This is a genomic window from Shewanella hanedai (assembly GCF_007197645.1).
GTDB classification, from domain to species: Bacteria; Pseudomonadota; Gammaproteobacteria; order Enterobacterales; family Shewanellaceae; genus Shewanella; species Shewanella hanedai.
This window is the reverse complement of the sequence record NZ_VKGK01000003.1, coordinates 27,073-50,912: the sequence shown is the minus strand read 5'-3', so window position 1 is coordinate 50,912 and position 23,840 is coordinate 27,073. Positions and strand designations below refer to the sequence as shown.

17 protein-coding genes are annotated in these 23,840 nt (G+C 42.6%); 6 read left to right on the top strand and 11 right to left on the bottom strand.

The genetic code is table 11. From position 1 onward, the window contains the following. Positions 1–239 precede the first annotated feature (239 nt). Positions 240–1,682 carry a membrane-bound lytic murein transglycosylase MltF gene (gene mltF / locus FN961_RS03635; protein WP_143563189.1) on the top strand — a complete coding sequence of 481 codons (1,443 nt, stop codon included), beginning with the start codon at positions 240–242 and terminating at the stop codon, positions 1,680–1,682. Between the two features lie 193 nt (positions 1,683–1,875). Here the strand turns inward: mltF and tadA are convergent, their stop codons facing one another. From tadA to guaB, 4 genes are all read right to left on the bottom strand, one after another. Then, positions 1,876–2,409 carry a tRNA adenosine(34) deaminase TadA gene (gene tadA / locus FN961_RS03630; protein ID WP_143563188.1) on the bottom strand — a complete coding sequence of 178 codons (534 nt, stop codon included), beginning with the start codon at positions 2,407–2,409 and terminating at the stop codon, positions 1,876–1,878. A gap of 113 nt (positions 2,410–2,522) precedes the next feature. Then, positions 2,523–4,454: an acyltransferase family protein gene (locus FN961_RS03625; RefSeq protein ID WP_143563187.1), complete on the bottom strand. Its 1,932-nt coding sequence runs from the start codon at positions 4,452–4,454 to the stop codon at positions 2,523–2,525. A 179-nt stretch (positions 4,455–4,633) separates the two neighbouring features. After that, complete coding sequence (guaA, locus tag FN961_RS03620; RefSeq protein WP_143563186.1) at positions 4,634–6,211, bottom strand: glutamine-hydrolyzing GMP synthase; 1,578 nt, start codon at positions 6,209–6,211, stop codon at positions 4,634–4,636. 130 nt (positions 6,212–6,341) lie between these two features. Continuing rightward, the gene (guaB, locus tag FN961_RS03615) at positions 6,342–7,814 is read right to left on the bottom strand and encodes an IMP dehydrogenase (RefSeq protein WP_143563185.1); all 1,473 of its coding nucleotides are present in this window, start codon (positions 7,812–7,814) and stop codon (positions 6,342–6,344) included. Between the two features lie 120 nt (positions 7,815–7,934). Here guaB and xseA point away from each other — a divergent pair, with 120 nt between their 5' ends. From xseA to FN961_RS03600, 3 genes are all read left to right on the top strand, one after another. Beyond that, positions 7,935–9,263, top strand: a complete 1,329-nt coding sequence (gene xseA, locus FN961_RS03610) for an exodeoxyribonuclease VII large subunit (RefSeq protein ID WP_143563184.1) — start codon at positions 7,935–7,937, stop codon at positions 9,261–9,263. A 570-nt stretch (positions 9,264–9,833) separates the two neighbouring features. Continuing rightward, positions 9,834–10,541, top strand: coding sequence for a HipA family kinase (locus FN961_RS03605; RefSeq protein WP_143563183.1), 708 nt, complete (start codon positions 9,834–9,836; stop codon positions 10,539–10,541). Then, positions 10,538–11,380, top strand: a complete 843-nt coding sequence (locus tag FN961_RS03600; protein ID WP_143563182.1) for a DUF3037 domain-containing protein — start codon at positions 10,538–10,540, stop codon at positions 11,378–11,380. Before FN961_RS03605 ends, FN961_RS03600 begins: the two co-directional genes overlap by 4 nt. Before the next feature lie 429 nt (positions 11,381–11,809). Here FN961_RS03600 and FN961_RS03595 read toward each other — a convergent pair whose 3' ends face one another. Then, positions 11,810–12,292: a GNAT family N-acetyltransferase gene (locus FN961_RS03595; protein WP_185972714.1), complete on the bottom strand. Its 483-nt coding sequence runs from the start codon at positions 12,290–12,292 to the stop codon at positions 11,810–11,812. A gap of 422 nt (positions 12,293–12,714) precedes the next feature. On the opposite strand from FN961_RS03595, the gene FN961_RS03590 reads away from it, so the two are divergent. Continuing rightward, positions 12,715–13,410, top strand: a complete 696-nt coding sequence (locus FN961_RS03590; RefSeq protein ID WP_143563356.1) for a class I SAM-dependent DNA methyltransferase — start codon at positions 12,715–12,717, stop codon at positions 13,408–13,410. A gap of 82 nt (positions 13,411–13,492) precedes the next feature. On the opposite strand, the gene FN961_RS03585 is transcribed toward FN961_RS03590, so the two are convergent. The 4 genes from FN961_RS03585 to FN961_RS03570 all read right to left on the bottom strand — a co-directional run bounded on the left by FN961_RS03585 (position 13,493) and on the right by FN961_RS03570 (position 17,275). Beyond that, entirely contained in the window at positions 13,493–14,035 is a 543-nt protein-coding gene (locus tag FN961_RS03585; RefSeq protein ID WP_143563181.1) for a class IV adenylate cyclase, read from the bottom strand. Between the two features lie 56 nt (positions 14,036–14,091). Further along, complete coding sequence (locus FN961_RS03580; RefSeq protein ID WP_143563180.1) at positions 14,092–14,721, bottom strand: hypothetical protein; 630 nt, start codon at positions 14,719–14,721, stop codon at positions 14,092–14,094. 443 nt (positions 14,722–15,164) lie between these two features. Beyond that, entirely contained in the window at positions 15,165–15,815 is a 651-nt protein-coding gene (gene lptE, locus FN961_RS03575; RefSeq protein WP_143563179.1) for an LPS assembly lipoprotein LptE, read from the bottom strand. Positions 15,816–16,141: 326 nt separating this feature from the next. Further along, on the bottom strand, positions 16,142–17,275 hold the full coding sequence (locus tag FN961_RS03570) for a porin (RefSeq protein ID WP_143563178.1): 1,134 nt from the start codon (positions 17,273–17,275) through the stop codon (positions 16,142–16,144). Positions 17,276–18,268: 993 nt separating this feature from the next. Between FN961_RS03570 and FN961_RS03565 the strand changes: the two genes are divergently transcribed. Then, positions 18,269–20,920 (top strand): beta-N-acetylhexosaminidase, encoded by a 2,652-nt coding sequence (locus FN961_RS03565; RefSeq protein ID WP_143563177.1) that lies wholly within the window; start codon positions 18,269–18,271, stop codon positions 20,918–20,920. 92 nt (positions 20,921–21,012) lie between these two features. Here the strand turns inward: FN961_RS03565 and der are convergent, their stop codons facing one another. Together der and bamB are read right to left on the bottom strand one after the other, a co-directional pair. Beyond that, positions 21,013–22,482 (bottom strand): ribosome biogenesis GTPase Der, encoded by a 1,470-nt coding sequence (gene der / locus FN961_RS03560; RefSeq protein WP_143563176.1) that lies wholly within the window; start codon positions 22,480–22,482, stop codon positions 21,013–21,015. Positions 22,483–22,641: 159 nt separating this feature from the next. Beyond that, complete coding sequence (gene bamB / locus FN961_RS03555) at positions 22,642–23,829, bottom strand: outer membrane protein assembly factor BamB (protein ID WP_143563175.1); 1,188 nt, start codon at positions 23,827–23,829, stop codon at positions 22,642–22,644. Positions 23,830–23,840: the final 11 nt, after the last annotated feature.

Sequence of the window (23,840 nt, the reverse complement as noted above, 5' to 3'; positions counted from 1 at the left end):
CAAGTGGTTATATCTCATGTTTTACTAATCGAATTGATTTCGTAAAAATAGCCGTTAACGGAAAATATTGAGCACGGACAAGGAGAAATTTAGACCATAATATAGACAGTGATTCATCCTTACTTCCACCCTCTTTCATAATAACTTCTGCCAAAAATTTGGTTTAACGCGACATATGATATAATCGACTGCTTGCCCAAGGAAATGGGCTCGATAATGGGTATTAAACTTTGGTGACTATGAAGAAAATCTTGCTTGTTTTACTGACTCTGACATTAGTGGCTTCCTGCCAGAGAGTCACTGTGGAGAGCACAAAGCTGGCACCTAAGGCCATTAAGAAAACGGTACTCAATGTCGGAACCCTCTACGGTTCACAAATCTACGTCACTACCGGGCAAGGTGAAGCAGGCTTCGATTATGAGATGGCCAACCTCTTTGCTGATTACCTCGATCTTGAACTAGAGATGAAGCCCTACTCAAATATTAAAGAGCTTTATCAAGCGCTCAATAAAGGCGAGATTGACCTTATTGCTGCAGGACTCGCCGACACTAAAACTCGTAGGGAAAATTTCCGACTCGGGCCACCTTTATATCGAGTCAACCAAGTCCTCGTCTATAAGCAGGGAACACCACAACCTAAAGATATTTCACAACTCGACGATGACATTACCGTGATCGCTGATTCTTCATTTGTTGAAACGTTAGCCCAGCTACAAAAAATGTACCCTGAACTTGTGTGGGATCAAGAAAAAGAGAAAGACAGTGATGAGCTTTTGGCCATGATAGCCAGAGGGGACATTACTTATACGATTGCCGACTCAACCACCTTTGAGATCAATCGCCGTTATCTACCTGAGCTCAGAGCGGGCCCAATTCTGAAAGAGAAACAAGCCATTGTCTGGCTGCTTCCGGCACAAAACAGCGACAAATTGATGAGTGAACTACTCAACTTTTGGCATGAAGAGAAGCTTGATGGCACCCTAGCCCACCTTGATGAAAAATACTTTGCCCATGTAAAACGCTTCGATTATGTCGATACCCGAGCATTCCTTAGAGCCATCGATAATAAACTACCAAAATATAAAGAACGTTTTCAACATTACGCAGGTGATCTTGATTGGAGAAAACTAGCCGCCACCGCCTATCAAGAATCACATTGGAACCCTAATGCTCGCTCTCCAACAGGCGTTAGAGGCTTAATGATGTTGACCCTGCCAACAGCAAAGCAAATGGGAATTGAAAATCGTCTCGATGCAGAGCAAAGCATTAAAGGTGGGGCAAAATACCTGAGTAATATTCTTAATCGACTACCCGATTCGATACCAGAGAATGAGCGAATGTGGTTCGCTTTAGCCTCCTACAATATTGGTTACGGTCACGTGGAAGATGCCCGTAAACTTGCTGATTCAATGGGATTAAATCCAAGTGCTTGGCGAGATCTAAAAGAAGTACTTCCTTTATTACAGAAACGAAAATACTATAAGCAAACACGTTATGGATATGCCCGCGGTAACGAGGCAGTTCATTATGTCGATAACATTAGACGCTACTATGATACCTTGGTCTGGGTCGACAATCAGAATATGTTATTGGAAGACGAACAGGCCTTAATAGAAGAATCACAACTTGCAGAGCAGTTAGGGCAAGAAGTACAGGAGTTATCTGGCGCTCAACCTCAATAACAAAAAGGAACAGCCAATGAAAAAAAGAACCATTAACAATGTATCCGCAAGACGTCGGTCTCAATTGAAGTTAAAACATCAACGAACCTTAAACAGACAAAAGCAGTTTTTCGTCTTTCTTCAGCCTTCTACCTAGTACCAACATTTGAGATTAACTGCCCAAATGCAGTTAATCTACTAAGCCCGTGCCACACTACTTAACTTCATTATTCAAAGTGTCGTTATTCAATGCATCACGTTTCAACTGTTGCTTAAGCACTTTCTTCTCTTTACGACGTCGTCTGAAAAACAAACTCAGCTGTTCACCGCACTCTTCAGCTAAAACCCCTTGGGTCACTTCTAGCTGATGATTAAATGCTGGATGACGAACCAGATCGAGCACGGTACCTGCAGTGCCAGTTTTCGCATCATTAGCCCCAAAGACTAAACGAGACACACGCGAGTGAACCATCGCGCCTGCGCACATAGCACAAGGCTCTAAAGTGACATATAAAGTGGTGTCTAATAGGCGATAGTTTTCTAATATTTTGCCCGCCTGACGCAAACACTGCATCTCAGCATGAGCTGATGGATCATGTGATCCAATGCAAAAATTAAAACCTGTGCTGATGACTTCATCATCTTTAACCAGTATGGCACCCACGGGCACCTCACCTTTCTCTTCGGCTTTTTCGGCCATATTCATTGCCATTTTCATATAATGAATATCGCGTTCTAACTGTGACAAGTTACACCTCAAACTCTTATGCTCAGACAACTGCCTTGGCTTTAACCTTGATTAACATTATACCCTTTCAATCCCACTCAGAATAAATATATTACCGCTTTCTTTAGGGATCGCTATAAAGCCCCTAGCCAGTTGACTCGTTCGATACGAGAACCAAAGAATCGAGCGCCTTGAAGAGTATGATGCCCATAATCATAAAACAGTTTTTGATAACTCTCCGTGATGGCGTAGCACACCTCTTTACTCCTATCACACACATAATCCATACGGTCGAGCACAATGACCTGTTTATATTTCATCGTAATGTCATCAATCTTACTATTCAGCTGTTTTCTGAACTGACCGGGATCACGGTGCTGAAATTGCTGAAAATGCTTGTTATTCACTTTCTGTATATCACTGGCGGTAATATTCTCAGCACCTTCATTTTGAAGAAGCAAGTTAAACAAGAAGTCAGCATAGGTTCGATGGCCAAACTCTTCAAATTCATAAATATTCTTAACTAAAGAGACCCTCTTTCCATCTTCAATCACCTGTTCTATCACAGAGCCAAACACTTCAATATCCTGTGTTTTATACTGGGAAACAAACATGATCACATCAGCCACACCGTAATTTGGAGAGTCGAATAATCGTTTATCTAGATTAAAAATTTCAGAACCAAAGCGCGCGATTTGAAACTGCTCCATGGTCTGCCCACTGCTGGTTAATACATTGAATATATCTTTAGAATGTGAATTGCCTACAATCAGCAAACGCACTCTGGGATCGGTATCGTCGAACCACAACGTTGTATCGAAGGCATTGTTATCGACGCCATACTCCGCATCACCGCTAAGCGCCCTTAGCTGACTCCAACTTTCAGCCCCTAATTCGCGGTTATCAGGCTGATACTCTCCCACCTTAAGTTGGGCATAGATCTCGCGGGATTTAAAGCCATCACTTAGGTTTAAAAGGCTGCCACCGATAAGAAAGATACTCGTAGTCACTCCGGTAAACGTAAACACAAATCGGCGGCTATAAGCACTTTTATTTCGAAATGGTTTCTCCACAAAGCGCCAACTCAAATAAGCAAGCACTAATACTCCCAAGCATAAGCTCAACATGAGTCCTGCAGACGGGTCGGTAAAGCTGCGGTATTTTACAAAAGCAAAAATGGGCTGATGCCATAGATAAGCGCTGTAACTTATCAGCCCAATTCCAACAAAGATTTTTTGACTTAATATGCGATTAACTAAGGTGCCCTGCTGAGCAAACACAATGATAAGGACTGTGCCCACCGTCGGCACTAAGGCATATAAACCTGGGAAAGGGATGGATTCATCATAAGCAAAAATGGCAAAACAGATTAAGGCAAGTCCTGACAGACTCAAGACATTATTCAAGCCAATATAAGCGGCATTCGGCGTGTGTCGGCTCAAGTAAAAAGCAGCAAAGACCCCAATTAATAACTCCCAACCCCGCATAGGCAGCAGATAGAAAGCGGCGGTCGACATCTTGTATGAGCCCCACCCTCCCAACGCTAAGCTTAATAAAAACACCACAAAGAGCACTGTCACTATCCAGGTTTTGCCCATGCGCCAGGTAAACATCAAAAACAGTGGGAAGAAGATGTAATATTGCTCCTCAACAGCCAAACTCCAAGTATGCAGCAAGGGTTTTAGCTCAGCCGCAGTATCAAAGTAATCACTCTCGAGCCAGAATAGGATGTTTGAGGAGAAAGTAGACACGGCCAAAATGCTTTGAATAAAATCTTTCATGTCTACCGGCATCAAGTAAAGCCAAGCAAATGGGAAACAAGCCGCCATCACAAAAAAGAGCACAGGCATAATCCGCCTCGCCCTGCGCTCATAAAAATTAACCAGACTAAACCTGCCCTGCTCCATCTCAACAAGTATGATGCTGGTGATCAGATACCCACTGATAACAAAAAAGACATCAACACCGACAAAGCCACCACTAAAAATATGGAATCCTGCGTGGAACAAGATAACAGGGATCACTGCCAGAGCTCGTAAGCCATCAATTTCCGGACGATATTTCAATATCAAACCCACCCTAATTTTTTAATTTTAATGTTGATTTTTTAAGTATATGAAAGGTTTGAAGGCTTCGCGATTAAAGAGATTAGACAGGAGGGAAACTACAGGCATAAAAAAAGGGTTAGTGTATTGAATACACTAACCCTTTTATTTCACTAACAGTGAAGATTCACTTTAGTTGATTATTCCCACTCAATAGTGGCAGGTGGCTTACCTGATATATCATAAACAACGCGAGAGATGCCATCGACTTCATTGATAATACGGTTCGATACACGACCGAGGAAATCATAAGGAAGATGTGCCCAATGAGCTGTCATAAAGTCAATGGTCTCAACAGCACGCAATGAGACGACCCAATCGTATTTACGGCCATCACCCATCACGCCAACTGAGCGTACAGGAAGGAAAACAGTAAATGCTTGGCTCACTTTGTTGTAAAGGTCGGCATTGTGCAGCTCTTCGATAAAGATAGCGTCAGCAAGACGAAGTAGATCGCAATACTCTTTCTTCACCTCACCTAATACACGTACACCTAGACCAGGGCCAGGGAACGGGTGACGATAAAGCATGTCATAAGGTAGACCTAGCTCTAGACCAATCTTGCGCACTTCATCTTTAAACAATTCACGCAATGGCTCAACCAGTCCCATCTCCATATCATCTGGCAATCCGCCAACGTTATGGTGTGATTTAATCACATGAGCTTTACCGGTTGCGCTGCCTGCAGATTCAATCACATCTGGGTAGATAGTGCCTTGAGCAAGCCATTTGGCATTAACACACTTCTTAGATTCTTCATCGAAAATCTCGACAAACACACGGCCGATAATTTTACGTTTAGCTTCAGGTTCAGCTTCACCTTTCATCGCATCTAAAAAGCGATTTTCAGCATTCACATGGACAATATTAAGTCCGAAGTGATCGCCAAACATATCCATCACTTGCTCTGCTTCATTAAGACGCAGTAAGCCATTGTCGACAAATACACAGGTCAACTTGTCACCGATAGCACGGTGAAGCAACATAGCAACAACTGATGAATCAACACCACCCGATAAGCCCAAAATCACTTCATCGTCACCAATCTGTAGCTTCAGCTTTTCGATTGCATCTTCGATAATTGATGATGGTTTCCAGTTCGCTTCACACTGACAAATGTCCAGTGCAAAATGCTCAAGCATACGCTTACCCTGACGAGTATGTGTCACTTCAGGGTGGAACTGTACGCCGTAGAATTTTTTATCTTCGTTAGCCATAGCCGCATACGGACAAGTGGCTGTGGTCGCAACAGCAACGAAACCTTCTGGGATTTCAGAGACTTTATCACCGTGGCTCATCCACACATCTAACAGAGGCTTTCCTGAATCACTGATCGCATCTTCGATACTCTTGAACAGTTCAGACTGAGTCTGAAGTTCAACCTGCGCATAACCAAATTCACCTTCACCAACGCCTTGGATAACTTTACCACCAAGCTGTTCTGACATGGTTTGCATGCCGTAACAGATCCCAAGTACAGGGATACCAGCATTAAAAACATATTCCGGTGCACGTGGAGAGTCTTCTGCTGTGACACTTTCAGGACCACCCGCTAGGATGATGCCGTTTGGTGCGAACTCTTTAATTTGTGCTTCAGAAACATCCCAAGCCCAAAGTTCACAGTAAACACCTATTTCACGAATACGACGTGCGATCAGCTGAGTGTACTGAGAACCAAAATCTAAGATTAGGATCTTATGCTCATGAATATTGCTCATGGAGAAACCTTTATTTTGTCTAAATTGCCAATATCAACTTCAGCTCAGGTTGAGACTAAGGTTGACTAAAATGGATTAACAGACGGGCGACACAATGTCGCCCGTCTCAATCATCTTTTTACAGATTTAGTTATGAACCAAAGCTATAGTTCGGTGCTTCTTTGCTAATCGTTACATCGTGAACATGAGACTCGCCCATACCCGCAGAGGTAATTTTTACAAATTCCGCTTTTTCATTAAGCTCTTTAATGGTTGCACAACCGGTAAGACCCATGCACGAACGTAAACCGCCCATGTGCTGATGGATAATCTCTTTCAGCTTGCCTTTGTAAGCAACACGACCTTCAATACCTTCAGGCACAAGCTTGTCAGCAGCATTGTCACTTTGGAAGTAACGATCTGAAGAACCTTGAGTCTGAGTCATTGCACCTAATGAGCCCATACCACGGTATGACTTATAAGCACGGCCATTATAAAGTTCTGTTTCACCAGGCGCTTCATCTGTACCAGCAAACATAGAACCCGCCATAATGCATGATGCACCGGCAGCTAATGCTTTCGCTAGGTCACCAGAGAAACGAATACCACCATCGGCGATAACCGGAATATTGAGATGTTTAACCGCTTCAGCGGCATCAGACACTGCCGTTATCTGTGGTACACCGACACCAGTAACGATACGAGTGGTACAGATAGAACCAGGGCCGATACCGACTTTAACCGCGTTAACACCGGCTTCTACAAGGGCTAATGCACCTTCGGCAGTAGCCACGTTGCCACCCACGATTTGAAGATCAGGATACTTAGCGCGAGTGTCACGAATACGCTGTAACACGCCTTCTGAATGGCCATGTGAAGAGTCGATAAGCAAGATATCAACGCCAGCAGCAACTAGAGCATCAACACGCTCTTCGTTACCAGGACCTGCGCCAACCGCAGCACCAACACGCAGACGACCTAACTCATCCTTACATGCATTCGGCTTACGCTCAGCTTTTTGGAAATCTTTAACTGTAATAAGGCCTTTAAGCTTAAAGTTGGCATCAACCACGAGCACTTTCTCAACACGATGAGAATGCATGAGTGTTTGAACTTCATCTAGCTTAGTCCCTTCAAGTACCGTCACAAGACGATCTTTAGGTGTCATCACCTTATCAACTGTACGGCTCCAATCAGTGATAAAACGCACATCACGACCAGTTATGATACCCACAAGTTCGTGTGCATCATTCACGACAGGATAACCGGCGAACCCATTTTTCTCTGTCAGTACTTTAAGCTCATCAAGAGTGGTTGCCGGCGTTACGGTGACAGGCTGTTGAACAATACCCGCTTCGTAAATTTTAACCTTACGAACTTCTTCGGCCTGTTGCTCAATCGTCATATTCTTATGAATAAAACCGAGTCCACCTTCTTGAGCGATCGCGATCGCTAAGCGAGCTTCAGTCACGGTATCCATGGCTGCAGACACAATAGGTGTGTTCAGTTCTATCGTATTAGTCAGACGAGTCTTGAGAATGGCAGTATTAGGGAGAACGGTAGAGTGTGCTGGAACCAGCAACACATCATCAAAAGTAAGTGCTTCTTTTTTTAATCTTAACATGCAACATCTCCCCAAGAGAGTAGTAAATAAAGGTGAAAATATTGCGGCGAGATTATACCTTGCATATTTGGCTTGGTAAATGGAAAATAGTAAAAAAGTGCCATTAAGCGTGAAAAACTGATGAATAAGCCAAAAAATAACGTTTACACCGTCTCCCGTCTCAATGGAGAGGTTCGTCAACTTCTCGAAGGAGAATTGGGTAAAGTTTGGCTAAATGCGGAGATATCGAACTTTGCTGCCCCCGGTTCAGGCCATTGGTACTTAACTCTTAAAGACCACTTCGCGCAAATTCGCTGTGCCATGTTCAAAGGCAAGAATCGCTCTGTCACCTTTAAGCCCATCAACGGCCAACAAGTATTGGTAAAAGGTTCGATCAGTGTTTATGAGCCAAGAGGCGATTATCAGCTTATTCTTGAATCGATGATGCCAGCAGGCGATGGCATGTTAGCTCAGCAGTATGAAGCGTTAAAAATGAAGCTCGCTGCAGAAGGCCTATTTGCCACCGACACCAAACGCCCATTGCCAGCCAACATTAATAAAATTGGTGTCATCACCTCAGCCACTGGCGCCGCACTCAGAGATGTACTCAATGTCTTAGCCAGACGTGACCCCTCTATCGAGGTAGTAGTCTATCCGACCCAAGTTCAGGGCGAGCCCGCTGCCAAACTTATCTGCCGCGCCATCGAAGTGGCCAATGCCAGACAAGAGGTCGATGTATTACTGCTCACCCGTGGTGGTGGTTCTCTTGAAGATCTGTGGTGCTTTAATAGCGAAGATCTCGCCCACACCATCTACAACAGTGCCCTGCCCGTCGTCTCAGCCGTTGGCCATGAAGTGGATACCACCATCAGTGACTACGTCGCCGATGTAAGAGCGCCGACTCCTTCAGCAGGCGCTGAGCTGCTTTCAAAGGATGCCGACGACAAAGCTCATAAACTGGCAGCAGGTTTATCTCGATTGAAGCAAAGTTGGCAACACTACCAGCTGAAAACAATTCAAAGAACCAGCAATCTGGAGAATCGTCTCCATCGACAAGATCCTAAACGCACGCTAGAGCAGTTCGAACAAAGATTTGATGAGATGCAGCTACGCCTTAACGCTGCACTCAACACCCGATTACATACCTTGACCATCAAGCAACAAAACTTGCACCATAGACTCAGCCAACAATCTCCTGAGCACAGATTAACCCTAGAATCTAAGCGTCTTGATTATTTAACCACGCGTTTAAACGATGGCATGAAAGACAAGTTACATGATGTCGAGATGAGATTGAAAAATAGCGCCCATCAACTGCAAACAGTCAGCCCGCTTGCCACGCTAAGCCGCGGTTACAGCATCACACAAGATGCGGCAGGTAAGGTGTTACTGGATGCTGCAGATGTCAAAACAGGCGATCTGCTCACCACAAAATTGCTCGATGGCGAGCTTCGCTCTAAGGTGCTTTAGTCACTTATCGGATAATAAGTTTCCAAGTCTCTTTGTTTGGGCTGAATTGGTATTGGGTTATTGTCAGGTAAGCATGCCTTCATTGACGTCTATAGCCTCTACGACAGCGTCCTTGCCGTCGAAGGTCACAGCCGCGTTCACACCTGAGTGTCTATCTCTCGAATTAGATTCATGTTGTAACGTCTAATGAATGAAACGACAAAGTCGCTTGGTAGTTAAGGTACGACAAAGTCCCTTGGTGATCACATGTGATTACCGAGTGATAAAACACGTTTTTGGACAGGAATTGGTTAGAATGTTAGCTCTAGCTGGCCTTGTATTAATTAGAAAAAGTATCTTCGTTTATTCTTGCTCCGCACCCTTACCTGTAGGTAAGTTGCGTGATGTATATCCATGCTGCTATGACTGACGAAGTAAAGCAACTCACGTTAGCTTTAGGATAATTAACTAGAAGTAATGGTGATCATACTAGGCGATTATTGAATAATTATTTGATTTTATATGTATAAAACCGTGATACTTGACTGAAAATAATACCGTTACTAACAGTGATCTCTTTGGAATGACTTAATGATTGGAATCACCAAGATCATTCGGCAGATGAAACAAGGTCAAACAGGACCTTTTTTGTGTGAAGCTGATGATGGACACAAATATATTGTAAAAGGCGCAAGAGCGACAGGAACAGGCCTAGTAAAAGAATGGTTAGTCGGGCATTTATGTCGTGGTTTTGGTCTTCCAATTCCTGACTTTAAACTCGCGTATGTTGATAATGTACTTGTTGAATTTGATTATGATGACCTTGGGGCTGGTGTATGTTTTGCTTCACAGTATATCTATAATATTCAAGATATTACAGTCGCTCAGAGAAAGCGTATCGATAAGCAATTACTCCGCGATCTATTTGTCTTTGATTACTGGATTAGAAATGATGATAGAAATTTAACGGCTCTTGGTGGGAACCCTAACTTGTTTATCCACCCTCAAACTAATGGGGTCTATGTGTTGGATCATAATTTATCATTCGAACCTGATTTCGATTTAGATACTTTTAACCAATGTCATATCGGGGCTGAAGCTTGGAATGAAAAAATTGATTTCCTCGATAATCAATTTTATGAAGAACGCTTTAAAGCTTCTTTAGCTACACTTAAAGAAGCAATAGAGCAACTCCCTGATGAGTGGCTTGAAGTATTCGATCTCGATAGCATTGAAGCACAAATCAAAGTAGTATTGCTTCACTATAAACACACTGATTTTTGGGAGGGCATACAATGAGCAACTTATGTAAATACGCAATAATACGTTTTATGCCGTTTGCAGAAACAGAAGAATTTGCAAATGTTGGTATTTTATTATACGCCCCAAAGCAAGGGTTTGTTGATTTCAAGCTAGCGCCAATGCGATTTGCTAGAGTGACTGACTTTTTTGATGATCTTGATGGTGCATTATACAGCAATGCACTTAGAAGTTTTACTGAAGAGTTGGAGCGAGTTCGTAGCTTTGGACGAAAAATGCTTGGTAGGGAACAGGTAAACTTTTTTCAGGAAGTTACTCGTTACCGTGAAGGTGTGATGACATTCGGTGGAACGAGTTCAATGTTATGTGATGATCCAACTATCGCATTAGAAGCACTTTTTGAGCGTTATATTGGAAGAAGCTTTGCGACTAAAGAGTATCGTGAGCAGCAGATGGTCAAAGTGCTTAGGCATGAGCTTAAAACCCATGTAGATAATGTTAGGTTTAAACAGCAAAGGTTGGTTGCTGATTATGTGCCAGTTAATATGCCTCTTGTGGCCTCTATTGGTAACATAACGAAAGTAATAAAACCTATCGCTTTTGATCAAGCTAGACCACTTAACCTTATAGAGCACGGAGAGCAATGGATTAGCCGAGTTAAGAGGTTGATTCAAGCTAAAACTATTAAGCCTGAGCACATGATGTTTACAGTTGAAAATCCTATGACAAAAGATAGCAATATCATAAGGGCTTTTAATGAAGTTTCAAATGAAATGCTTAATATTGGGGTAAATGTTACTCAGTTTGAAGATAAAAAAGCTATTTATAGCTTTGCATCTAACCTTCATGAGAATGAGACTTTTGAACTCATAAATTAATTATTCAACCAGTAAATATAGTTATATATTTGCTGGCATCTTTTCCTTACCCCTTCTTTCATTTACCTCCTAAGACGTTAAACCAGAAATAACAGAAAATTACGGGTCAGATTTTGCATTAGCTGAGTTATTGCAAACGCTGATAAACAAGGATGTGAACAAATTTTCCTCTAGCTAACTTTGGTGCAGAAACGATTTACAAAATTCTACCAAGTAAAGCCAAATCGAAGAGATAGATGATCAGGTGTAGATGCGGCAGTGACCGTTCGTGACATGGACGTCACGGCCGAGATTATAGGGATATACTCGTGTCGTGTCACTGAAGTAGCTGCACATACCCTGCTGGAGGCAATAAACAACCATGAAGATACGACCTTCAAATACACCACCAAATATCAAACCAGCCGAAAGCTATACAAGAAAATGTGATCAATCTTCATTCGAAGATTGGTATACACAACACATGACTAACTCACCATTGTGGTCTTGTTCGCCATTAAAAATAAAGCCTAGTTGTTGGTATAGTTTAATGGCGTGAAGGTTGTCAGCATACACACTTAAATAAAGTTCAACGACGGCATAACGTTGATATAAGTAACTCATCACTAACTCAGCAAAACGCCTACCCAGCCCTTGACCTTGGAAGTGAATATCAATTAAAAATCGATCAAACCAAATCCGTTGTTGCGGCTCACAAAACTCCCCGAACATGGCAAAACCTACAAGTTGCTGTTGATAATATAATGCCACGGGAATAAAGCGATGCTCTTGTTTGGCTTCCGCTAAACAGTCACTTATGGGTTCAATAAACCCTTGTTGTGCTGGTGCTAGAGATAAGGCTAATAATGGCATTAAATTGCTGTCATTGACCGCAACGATGACACAATCATCTCGTAGGTAAAGGGGTTGCATGTTCTACTCTCTATGGCAAACGGAGCGAGATTATACTTAAACTCAAACCGTCTCCCACAGCTATTGCTTCGTTATGTGTACTTTGTCACTCAGCCATGCTCTTGATTGCCGAACTCAAGATTAAACAACTTCACAAAAGCTCGTCGTCGCATCATATATTCGCTCTGTTTCAGCTAGCTAAATCGTCGGTAAACAGGACAACACTATCAAGAAATAAAAGCATCAGGCTTTAAAAGGTTTGTTGCATCACATTATTGATAAAATCATCAGGTGAACCTATCTCAATTCTCTTCGCAATCTAGGGTGATTAATATAATATTCGCCACCCTTAATTTTGCTGGTAAAACCCCGTGTCCCTCGCTCAAAGTAGAAGTGCATCTTCAACCGCGTTATATTCTGATTTATCTGGCTACTACGATTTAATGTGTGCGGACATCAATTACCAAGCACAAAGCAACCATGTTCGAAGATTACATCGACTGTTCGGCAATGACGGTGTCGCCCATCTTGATTTAGCCTGTGGTACTGGGCCTCATATTCGTCACTTTATTGATAGTGGCTTTCAAAGCCGTGGATTAGATATCAATCAGCCGATGTTGGATATCGCTCAAATACGCTGCCCTGAAGCTGAGTTTATCTTAGGGGATATGTGCCATTTTAGTATTGAGCAACCACTGGATTTGATCACCTGCTTTCTCTACTCCATTCACTATAACGATGGTATTGAGAAGTTACAGCAGTGCATTGCCAGTGTGCATAACGCACTGAGTAAAGGCGGAATGTTTTGCTTCAACACCGTGGGTAAAAGTCAAATAGATAACACCTCTTCAGTCAGGCATACCGCTGAATATGACGACTGTCATTTTACGTTCACTTCAGGCTGGAATTATTGCGGCGATGGTGAGAGGCAATCACTGAGACTCAGCATTGAAAAAAGCACACGAGAAGAAACTCAAATTTGGCATGATGAACACCCGATGGTGGCCATCAGTTTTGACGAATTGGAACAGCTGCTACAGCCCTATTTTGACGTACATATTTTTGAACATGATTATGACAAAATCACCCCATGGGATCAGGTCTCTGGCAATGGGATATTTGTCTGCGTAAAACGCTAACATGGCAGTTCTGTGACATAAAACTCTGTACCATAGACGACAACGCGCATCGTTATGGTACAGAAGCCATTAATTATTGATGTCATTCACTGAAAAGAGTTCGATAAGACTTATACTCAAGATCACTGCTGTTAAGGCCAAACTTCCCCGCTAAGCCTTCTAGGTCAGCTTTATAATCTGCAATCAGTGACTCGTCGTCGGTCATAATGGCAAACTCAGCAAAGTCTCCAATCCCCTCAAGATTATCTAAAGTCAGGTGATATTGACCGATAAAATAGATACTGCGTATTTTTTTCATCGAGAGGAAAACTTGATAGCCCATATTCACCAGCATGCTTTTGGCTGATTCTGCATTGGTAATGTTCGTCGCCTCGCAGCGATCAGCTTCCGGTCCCTTAACAATCCACAGCTTGATACCAGACGGCTCAATTTCACGAATGCAAAGGCTCTTACTATCACTCAAGAGTGTCTGTTTTGGCGTATCAAAATACCAATCTGACTCAAGGTTATCTTCAAACATGACTTCATAGTTGAGCGTGTTTAATATCCGCAAAAAATCAGCTCTCGACTTCAATCGATACTTCAACTCAACTTCATATTGACCTTTAAAATGTTCCACACTCATTCCAACACCTTTAACACTAACTCAAGCGAACATTATAATTTAAGGCCAAAACCGGACTATTTAACCAATTCTTCCGTTAAATTACCGATACCGTAACTCACGAGTTTAGCATCAGGACATTTATCAGAACCATGACCACTATCGCGAAACTGAGATGAAATAAGATGAGTGACCTCATGGGCAAAGGTATTGATGAGTTCACCACTTTCAGTACCTTCAGCGGCATACCAAGCACTGATTCTGTTAGGCTCTATCGCCACTCGGTTACGCGTATGATCAGTATCGGATCTTTGTGCTTGAGCTATCGCCATCCAAGGGTTTCTGGGGTTAATTGAGAACACTTCTGGTAAGCCTTTTTGTAACTGATTAAACACATCTTCACCAGAGAGCAGATCCTTGGTACCATTATCTTTCAAGTCACAGCTAGCCAACCAGGTTTGAGACGTAACACGCGTTTGAAACTCCCTGCTCTTCCAGACAGAACACACTACCGCAGCCGCCTCTAAAATCGCCTTCTTTTGCTCAAGGTTTAAGTTTTGAACGCCTATCTCAAAACAGCCACCCGGTACTTTGACATAACTGCCAGGCGCTGGGGTAGTGACAGGATCAACATACCCTCGCCATGCAACCCAAGAACAACCGCTAATGTGAATTGAAACGAATAAAAGTATCAGAAATCTCATCATTATTACTCCGTTAATTATTTTATGAGAATTTATCCCAGTGTTAGAACAGCTCAGAGCTGAGAAAAACGATTAGCTTCGGGCATTCAAATGACGACTAATTGAACACACCCACGTCATTGTCTAAAATTTCAACGATCACAGTATCCCCTCAGTCAGGGACTTTCAATCCCTTGCGGCAGCCATAGAACATAAAAAAGATGGACGTCAGAAAATTCCTGCCACTGATAAGAATAACAAACAGCACATTGGAGTGATTAGAATTCGGCGTGCTTATGCATAACCAGCAGGTATCCGCCAGCTCTTATTAGAACTGGCGCAGGGCTGTATGCGACATTAGCTTAAGGCAGAAAATAAAAATAGAGGAGCCATGAAATACAGAAACTTACACTAGTATAAGTTTCTGTAACAGATTCTGTATAACTGGCTTTTGTAGGCGTGTATTTCTAGGCGTTGAAAGTGTGTCGTTTTAGTTCTTCAAAACACTTATCTGTCGCTTTTTCTATAACGGCTTTTAACCCTTTGGCATTTTTATCCAGTAACGTTTGATTACTAAACCCTTCGTTATACTCAATCACATTACTGCAAGATCCCTGAGAGATAACTTTAGCGGTCTTAGTATCAATTAGACGTACTTGTGAAGAGTAATCAAGGTTATACCGACCCCAACCAAACGGTTGTTGCACGATGCTCCAACTTTGGATTTCACTATCAAGAATATAATCAGCCCCATATCGAGCCGCTAAAAACGTTTCGTTGTTATCTAATGTGATCGGCTCATTAACCACTGTCGCGTTCAAGCCAAATCGTTGGGTTAAATCAGCAACCAGCTTTTCTCCAACCGTATTTGTCGGGCTTTGAATATTGAGCTCGTTAAGGTTAATTCGACCTTGAGGAAAATCAGAAGTGTCACCACCTGCTGTGATGTACGTGATAAAACTCGGCAGCTCTCTATAGACAAAGACAACAGACTTCCCGTCTAATAGTGACAGATCAGTTTGAGATAATTGAATATTGTCTGTCGCTGTACATCCAACGCTGAGTGACGCCAATGCAATAAGGCTCATTGATTTTTTTAAACTGCTGAGATTGACCATATTCCTACTCCATAAAAAAATAACAAACAACCACAATTAGAGTAACCACGAATAAACAAAACATCAACATTTGTCTTCTTTATTTTTCAAACGCTTACGTTAGGTAATGCTGATATAAGGTTCAGTGACTAGAGGGATCACTTGGAATATTGAAGTTAAGCTGAGTGCTCTCGCCAAGAGCGATAAGCGAAATGGAGTAAGCTAGAATAGAGAGTCACTGATTGAGAGGAAATTAAAGGCAACCTTTCGCAGCAGTGAACCTGCTGCGTAAAGGTAACCGTTTTAACTAACTGTGTTTAATCACAGTTATCGGCTTCTAGAGAGACTTAGAAAGAGTATTCAACGCCCACTGAGAATTCATTGAAGTCAGCAGACTTCCAGCGATAAGAAACTGCATCTCCAACTGGAGTATTGACAATCTCTGCTGCTTTACCAAAATCAACTGTACGAATACGGGCATAAAGTACGGCTGATGGATCAACAAAATACATGATTTGGGCTGACAAGACGCTGTCTGCAGAATCATCGATGGTTTGACCGTCACGCTCAAGATCGAAATTCTTCGCATAACCCAATTTGTACTGCCATAAACCTGTGGTATACATCAAACCTGATGTCATGGCATTTTGTTTCTCTTCAGTACCATTGGTTTCTGACGCTTCCATCATCTTGTACTGAGCAAAGAAAGAGATACCATTGTCAAACCAGCCTTGAAGGCCCACTAGATAAGTGTCATTTGACCATAAAGTGTCTTCAGCTTGTACATCACGGTTGCCTTCATAGGCTGCATCAAACTGAATAGGACCTAATGTGTAGTGACCAGCAAAACCTACCCAGTGATCTTTACCTTCACCTAAGCCAGCTTTATCACCAGCACCAGCGGCAATATCAAAAGACAAGGCATCAAAATACAAAGGTGTATCCCAACGAATGGTGTCTGATTGACGGTCTTGATTTTTCATGCCGCCAATACCACCACCCCAGTCGTATACATCACCCATTCCAGGGTTTGAGCCCGGCCAGTCAACCAACTCATACAAGGGGGTTAATACTCGGCCAGCACGGATTAAACCCAGCTCAGCACTTTCGAAACCAACAAATGTATCACGGTCACCAAACCCAGAACCTGAACCACCAAAGCTTGGGTCAACATAACCGCCTTCAACTTGCCAAACAAACGTAGGGCCAAAATTAGCAAATTGCTTTTTACCACGGAAACCAATACGGGTTTCGTTGTTTAACTGCAGCCCACTTAAATCTTCGTCACCTTTGACAGTACCAGTATCGTAATCGCGATATGCGGCTTGTAATGCGACAATACCGTATACCTCGTAAGACATATTTTCCAATAAACTTGCTGGATTAATGGCATCTACATCATCAGCAGCGATTGCAACGCCACCCATGAACATACTTGAAATTGCCGCACCTATTAGCGTTTTTGTAAAATGAGACTTCATGTTCACCCTTAACATATTGGTTATTTTTATATTAGTTATTCCCCCCTTTCATTAACCCTAGGTAATGATTAAGTGAGAATATATTTTGACCGTATTGCGTAAGTAAAAATAATTATCAAAAGCTCTTATTCAAAATATTAATTAGCTCTCGCTAATGCTTAACATTTATTATTAACAATTTAGTTACGTAAATTTAAATAGCCACCATTCAGATAACACTTATTTTCCTGATGTAATTAATCACTTTTGTTAATTATTACCACTCAGTTAACATTTTATATTCACGTACCACCAATATGTATCGAGCAGTTCGCTTAACTTCAAGGTTAAACAGGTATGTATACGTATAAACAAACAGCATTCATTATTGATGAGTGATACAGAAAAGCTACTTACCCGCATAACCAATAAACACTCAAACTAATGAAATTAAACAACTAAAACCTAAGTGCCGGTCTAGTAAAACTGTTTAAATCGTTACATTTTGTCATTCGTATAATGGTAATTGATTTATTTAACATCGAAAATTAAACAATAAACTTGAATGCTATCCTTGAATACTAGCAAGGATTTTACGTGTAAATAAATAGAGAAACTACTCTCGATTAACAATATTTTATAAATCACGATATATAAATATCAATTATTAGTGTTCCCTTACACAAGCCAACAAAGCGTGATAAAGATCACTCTTTAGCGGGTTTTACGGTACTTAATGCTATTTCAAATTGGTTAACGAGGTATAACTCTCATATATGAGATGGAGATCGCACAACTAATGGTGGTTTTTTTGTCAATTTTCTATAAAGATAGGCGCTATAAAAGTGATAATTAAGATTAGTTTAAAGATATAATTTTAAACTCTCTATTATTTACCAATTCTTAATTTGTTCTATTTTTAACCACGTTAATTTTTACCAAAAATAAATATACAAACGATTAACAATAAAAGGTTGGATTATTTTCCAGCAACATTTATAAATAGGAAGTAAGATGAAAAAGCTCACTTTAATTGCAGCCTCTGTGATTGCTACACTTGCTGGTTGTTCATCAACGAGCAATCCAGAACAGAACATTGTAGATTCTCTGGCTGACAATTTAGATATCAAATACACCATCGTGACTAATCAGGGAGCTGACAATGGCTTAGCTTGCCAAGATCTTGGTGCTGAGTTTGCTTCATGTAATAAAGTCAATATGACGCTCATCAACCAAGGTGACACCATTGATTCAAAAGATTGGACTATCTATTTTCACAGTATTCGTCTGATCCTAGAGGTTGGAAACGATCAATTTAAAGTGACTCGCATAACCGGTGATCTGCACAAGTTGGAACCGACTGACAAATTTGATGGCTTTGCAGCAGGAGAAACAGTTGAGATCCCATTGGTTGCAGAATATTGGCAGTTATTTGAAACCGATTTTATGCCTGGTGCTTTCGTTGTGGCTAACAATGCAGAGCCTAAGCTAATTGCGTCACTTAACACCGAAAACACCTCTTCATATGTGACTGAGCTAACACCCCAACAACAAAAGCGTGTCACTGCTGACAATAACGTGTTCGCGACTCCCCAAACACGTTTTGAGAAAAATGCAGATGTATTGGCATTAGATATCACCAGCGCATTATTACCAACGCCGATGCATGTTGAACTCGCTGAGGGTAAAGTCGATATCAGCCAAGGTATAGCACTGCCTAAGCAGCAGTTCGCTGATGCACAGTTTACCGCCATTGAAACCCGCGCCAAACTCATTGGTGTGGATGTTGAAGGCAAGCTGCCTGTTGCCATCGCACTAACACCAAAACTCTTTACCGGTGAAATGGCTGTATCTGGTGCATATCAGCTTGATATCACAGCTCAAGGCATCAATATTAAAGCGTTTGACCAAGCGGGCCTATTTTACGCTTTGCAGTCTGTTTTTGGCCTAGTCGATAGTAGTAATGCAAGTGAACTACCACTGCTTAGCATTAAGGATGCACCACGTTTCGATTACCGCGGTGTCATGGTAGACGTTGCCCGTCATTTCCACACCAAACCAGCCATATTAGCGACCTTAGATCAAATGTCAGCCTACAAGATGAACAAGCTTCATCTTCATTTAAGCGATGACGAAGGCTGGCGTATTGCTATCCCAGGTCTGCCAGAACTGACAGATGTCGGTGGTAACCGCTGTTTCGATTTAGACGAAACGCGCTGCTTATTACCTCAGTTGGGATCAGGTCCTACGTCAGACAACTTCGGCTCAGGCTATTTTAGCAAGGCGGATTACGTTGAAATACTGAAGTACGCTAAGGCCCGTAATATCGACGTGATCCCTGAGATCGATATGCCAGCCCATGCTCGTTCAGCCGTAGTGTCGATGGAAGCGCGTTATAAGCGCTTAATGAAAGCCGGTGATGAGGTCGGTGCTAGCGAATATCGCCTAATGGATCCACTTGATACCTCTAACGTAACAACGATTCAGTTCTACGATAAGAGAAGTTTCATCAACCCATGTTTAGCGTCATCGACGCGTTTTGTTGATAAGGTCATCAGCGAAATTGCTGCGATGCATCAAGAAGCTGATATGCCGTTAACGACGTGGCATTTCGGCGGTGATGAAACAAAGAACATCAAGCTAAATGCGGGTTTTCAAGATATCAATGCCAATGATAAATTGAGCTGGAAAGGTAACATCGATTTATCCCAGCAAGATATGCCTTTTGCTAAATCACCACAGTGTAAAATACTGTTAGATAAGGGCGTGGTCAGCGATTTTGCTCATCTACCAAGTCACTTCGCTGAGCAGGTGTCTAAAATAGCCGCCAGCAAAGGGATCCCAAGCTTCCAAGCTTGGCAAGATGGCCTTAAGTACAGTGAAAATGCACAGTCATTCTCCACTGAAAATACACGCGTGAACTTCTGGGATACTCTGTATTGGGGCGGAGCAGCTTCCGCTTACGAGTGGTCAGATAAGGGCTATGATGTGATTATTTCTAACCCTGATTATGTCTACATGGATATGCCATACGAAGTCGACGCGAAAGAGCGCGGTTACTACTGGGCAACCCGTGCTACTGATACTCGTAAAATGTTCAGCTTTGCGCCAGAGAACTTACCGCAAAATGCTGAAACATCGGTAGACCGTGATGGTAATGGCTTTAACGGCGTCGGCGGTGTTGAAGGCAAGGCATTCCACGGCTTGTCGGCCCAGTTATGGTCCGAAAGCGTGCGTAATGATGAACAATATGAGTACATGGTATTCCCACGAGTCCTTGCTGCTGCTGAGCGTTCATGGCACAAAGCAGATTGGGAAAACGATTACAAAGCGGGCGTCGAGTATTCACTAGAAACTAACTTAGTAAATAAACAAGCGCTCACTGATGATTGGACACGTGTTGCCAACATTATTGGCCAACGTGAACTCACCAAGCTTGAAAAAGCGGGCATTGATTATCGTCTACCGTTACCCGGCGCCAAGATTGAAAATGGCATCTTAGCGATGAATATTCAGTTCCCTGGTGTGGCACTGCAATACTCTACCGATGGTAAAAGCTGGTTAGATTATTCAGCTCAAGCTCAACCGAAAGTAACTGGTGAAGTTTGGATCCGTTCAATATCTACCTCTGGTGAACGCGCTAGCCGTGTCACTAGCTTGAAGTAATGCTTTAAACACATTTCAGGACAAGACAACAGGTACAAAAAAGGCCAGCTAATTAGCTGGCCTTTTTATTGAGTAAACACTCAGTGGAGTGGCTACTTCTTGTCTTTGATGTGCGTCATCATACGCTTACGACGACGTTCTTGGCTTACTGTTAACTTCTTAGTGTGTAAGCCTTCAAATGGGTTGTCACCGTCCTGGAAACGGACTTGGATTGGTGTACCCATGACTTTCAGTGAACGACGGTAGTAGTTCATCATAAAGCGCTTGTATGAATCAGGTAGCTTCTTAACCTGATTTCCGTGTACAACCACGATTGGCGGGTTATAACCACCGGCGTGAGCGTACTTAAGCTTCACACGACGGCCATTCACCATAGGTGGCTGATGATCGTCCTGTGCCATCTGCATGATACGCGTCAGCATAGAGGTACTCACACGGCGAGTCGCACTTTCATAAGCTTCTTGAACAGATTCAAAAAGATGGCCTACGCCAGTACCATGAAGTGCTGAAATAAAGTGTATACGAGCGAAATCGATAAAGCCAAGACGACGATCAAGCTCACTCTTCACTCTGTCTTTGATGTCTTGATCGATGCCATCCCACTTATTGACGGCAATAACCAGTGCACGACCAGAGTTAAGTACAAAACCTAATAGACCTAAGTCTTGCTCTGCGATCCCTTCACGAGCATCAACAATAAGCAGCACGACGTTACTGTCTTCAACCGCTTTAAGGGTTTTAATGACCGAGAATTTCTCTACGGTTTCATTCACCTTACTACGGCGGCGAACACCAGCAGTATCAATCAAAATGTACTCACGACCATCACGTTCCATCGGAATGTAAATACTGTCACGGGTGGTGCCAGGCTCGTCATATACGACAACACGCTCTTCACCTAAGATACGGTTCGTTAAGGTTGATTTACCCACGTTTGGCTTACCGATAATGGCAAGTTTAATCGGTAGGTCTTGCAGACGCTTTTGATCAGCTTCAGCATCCTCTTCGGTGTACTCTTTCTCTTCTTCATCTTCACCTTCTTCGTCACCATCACGAACAAGACCTAAGGCTTCTGCATAAGGAGCAAGAGCGTATTCAATCATGTTTGTTACACCACGACCTTGCGCAGCTGCCATCTGGTAAACTTCGCCTAGGCCTAGTGCCCAAAACTCAGCACATGCCGAATCAGCGTCGATACCATCAACTTTATTCGCAACCACAAAGGTGGTTTTTTCACGACGTCGAAGATGCTCAGCGATAGCTTGATCTGAAGCCGTTAAGCCCGAACGTGCATCCGTTAAAAATAGGACTACGTCCGCTTCTTCAATAGCGGCCATTGACTGCTCAGCCATGTGAACTTCAATGCCCTCTTCAGTGCCATCAATACCGCCGGTATCAACCACAATGAATTCATAACCTGACAAATGTGCACGGCCATATTTGCGATCCCGAGTTAGCCCAGGATAGTCGGCCACCAAAGCATCACGCGTACGCGTTAAGCGGTTAAATAAGGTCGACTTACCGACATTCGGACGACCAACAAGGGCCACTACTGGAATCATTTTATGCCTCTATCTACAAATTCTTTAAAATATAAAAAACGAAAAAACTTCGATTTAGTAAACAAAAAGCCCCCGGAACTCGCTTCCAGGGGCTAATACCCAAACCACTCCAGGATGAAGCATCTTGAGGTTGCTTGGGTATATCAACTAAACATAATTTTACGGGAGCGTTATTCTAGCTACTTTTCCGCTTCTGGTTTGAACGTATATATTATCGTCCACAACCAAAGGCTGACTAAATATACCTGAACTGTCGACCTGTATACGGCCAACAATTTTACCATCACTCTTATCAATAAAGTGTAGATAACCTTCAAAGTCACCTACCACAATATAATCTTTAAATACTGCTGGAGACGTTAAGTCACGATTAGAAAGCTCGGTATTACTCCAGTTTTCTAGACCATTACGTCTATCGACAGCATAGATTCGGCTGTGATCATCGACAAGAAACAGATTCACACCTGAGTCAGCCAATTCATGAAAACTTGAATATTTACGTGTCCACACTACGCGACCCGTTCTCAGTTCCATCGACACAAGATTACCGTTAAAGCTCACAGCATAGAGGTTATCCCCTATAATGAGCGGCATCATATCGATATCGGCCATGCGGGTAAACTCATTACCGCCTTTTGGCGTATAAATCGCTTGTTCCCATGCAGCTTGACCACTGTTCTTGATCACAACGGCTATTTTACCATCGGCTGTTCCAACAAAGAAACCACCGGCCTCATAGTTTGCTGCGCCTGTGCCACGCAATGTTAATGTTGGCAGCTTTGACTCATACACCCACTGCTTTTCACCGTCATCCACATTAAAGGCTTCGAGCGTACCAGCACTGGTACTGACAACGACTAAATCTTCAGCAACTGTCGGGACAGAAAGAAGCTCACCACCTGCAATAACTGACCATTCAGTATCGCCAGTTTCTGCATCCAGCGCACCCAGTAATCCACTTTCACCACCGATAAAAATCTTATCGCGAGCAGCGGTTACACCAGCGGCTATTTTAGCACCTTTGTTCTTGGCTAAAACATTGTCCTTAAAAGCAGAACTAAAATCCTTTTGCCAGACCTTTTCACCTGTCGCTTCATCAAATGCAACCACCTGACCATAACGATCGGCAACGTACAATTTATCATATCGTGCCGCTGGACGTAGGCGAGAATAATATGGGCCTACACCATTGCCTACAGAGGCACTCCAGCTTACGGTTGGAAATACACTTGCCTCAATCTCAGACAAAGGACTAACTGGCTCTTCTTCTACATCACTGGACGAACAGGCTGATAACAGACCTAAGCTCAATCCACATGCGAGCAATGTTTTGCACCAAGACTTCATGGGCAGGTTCC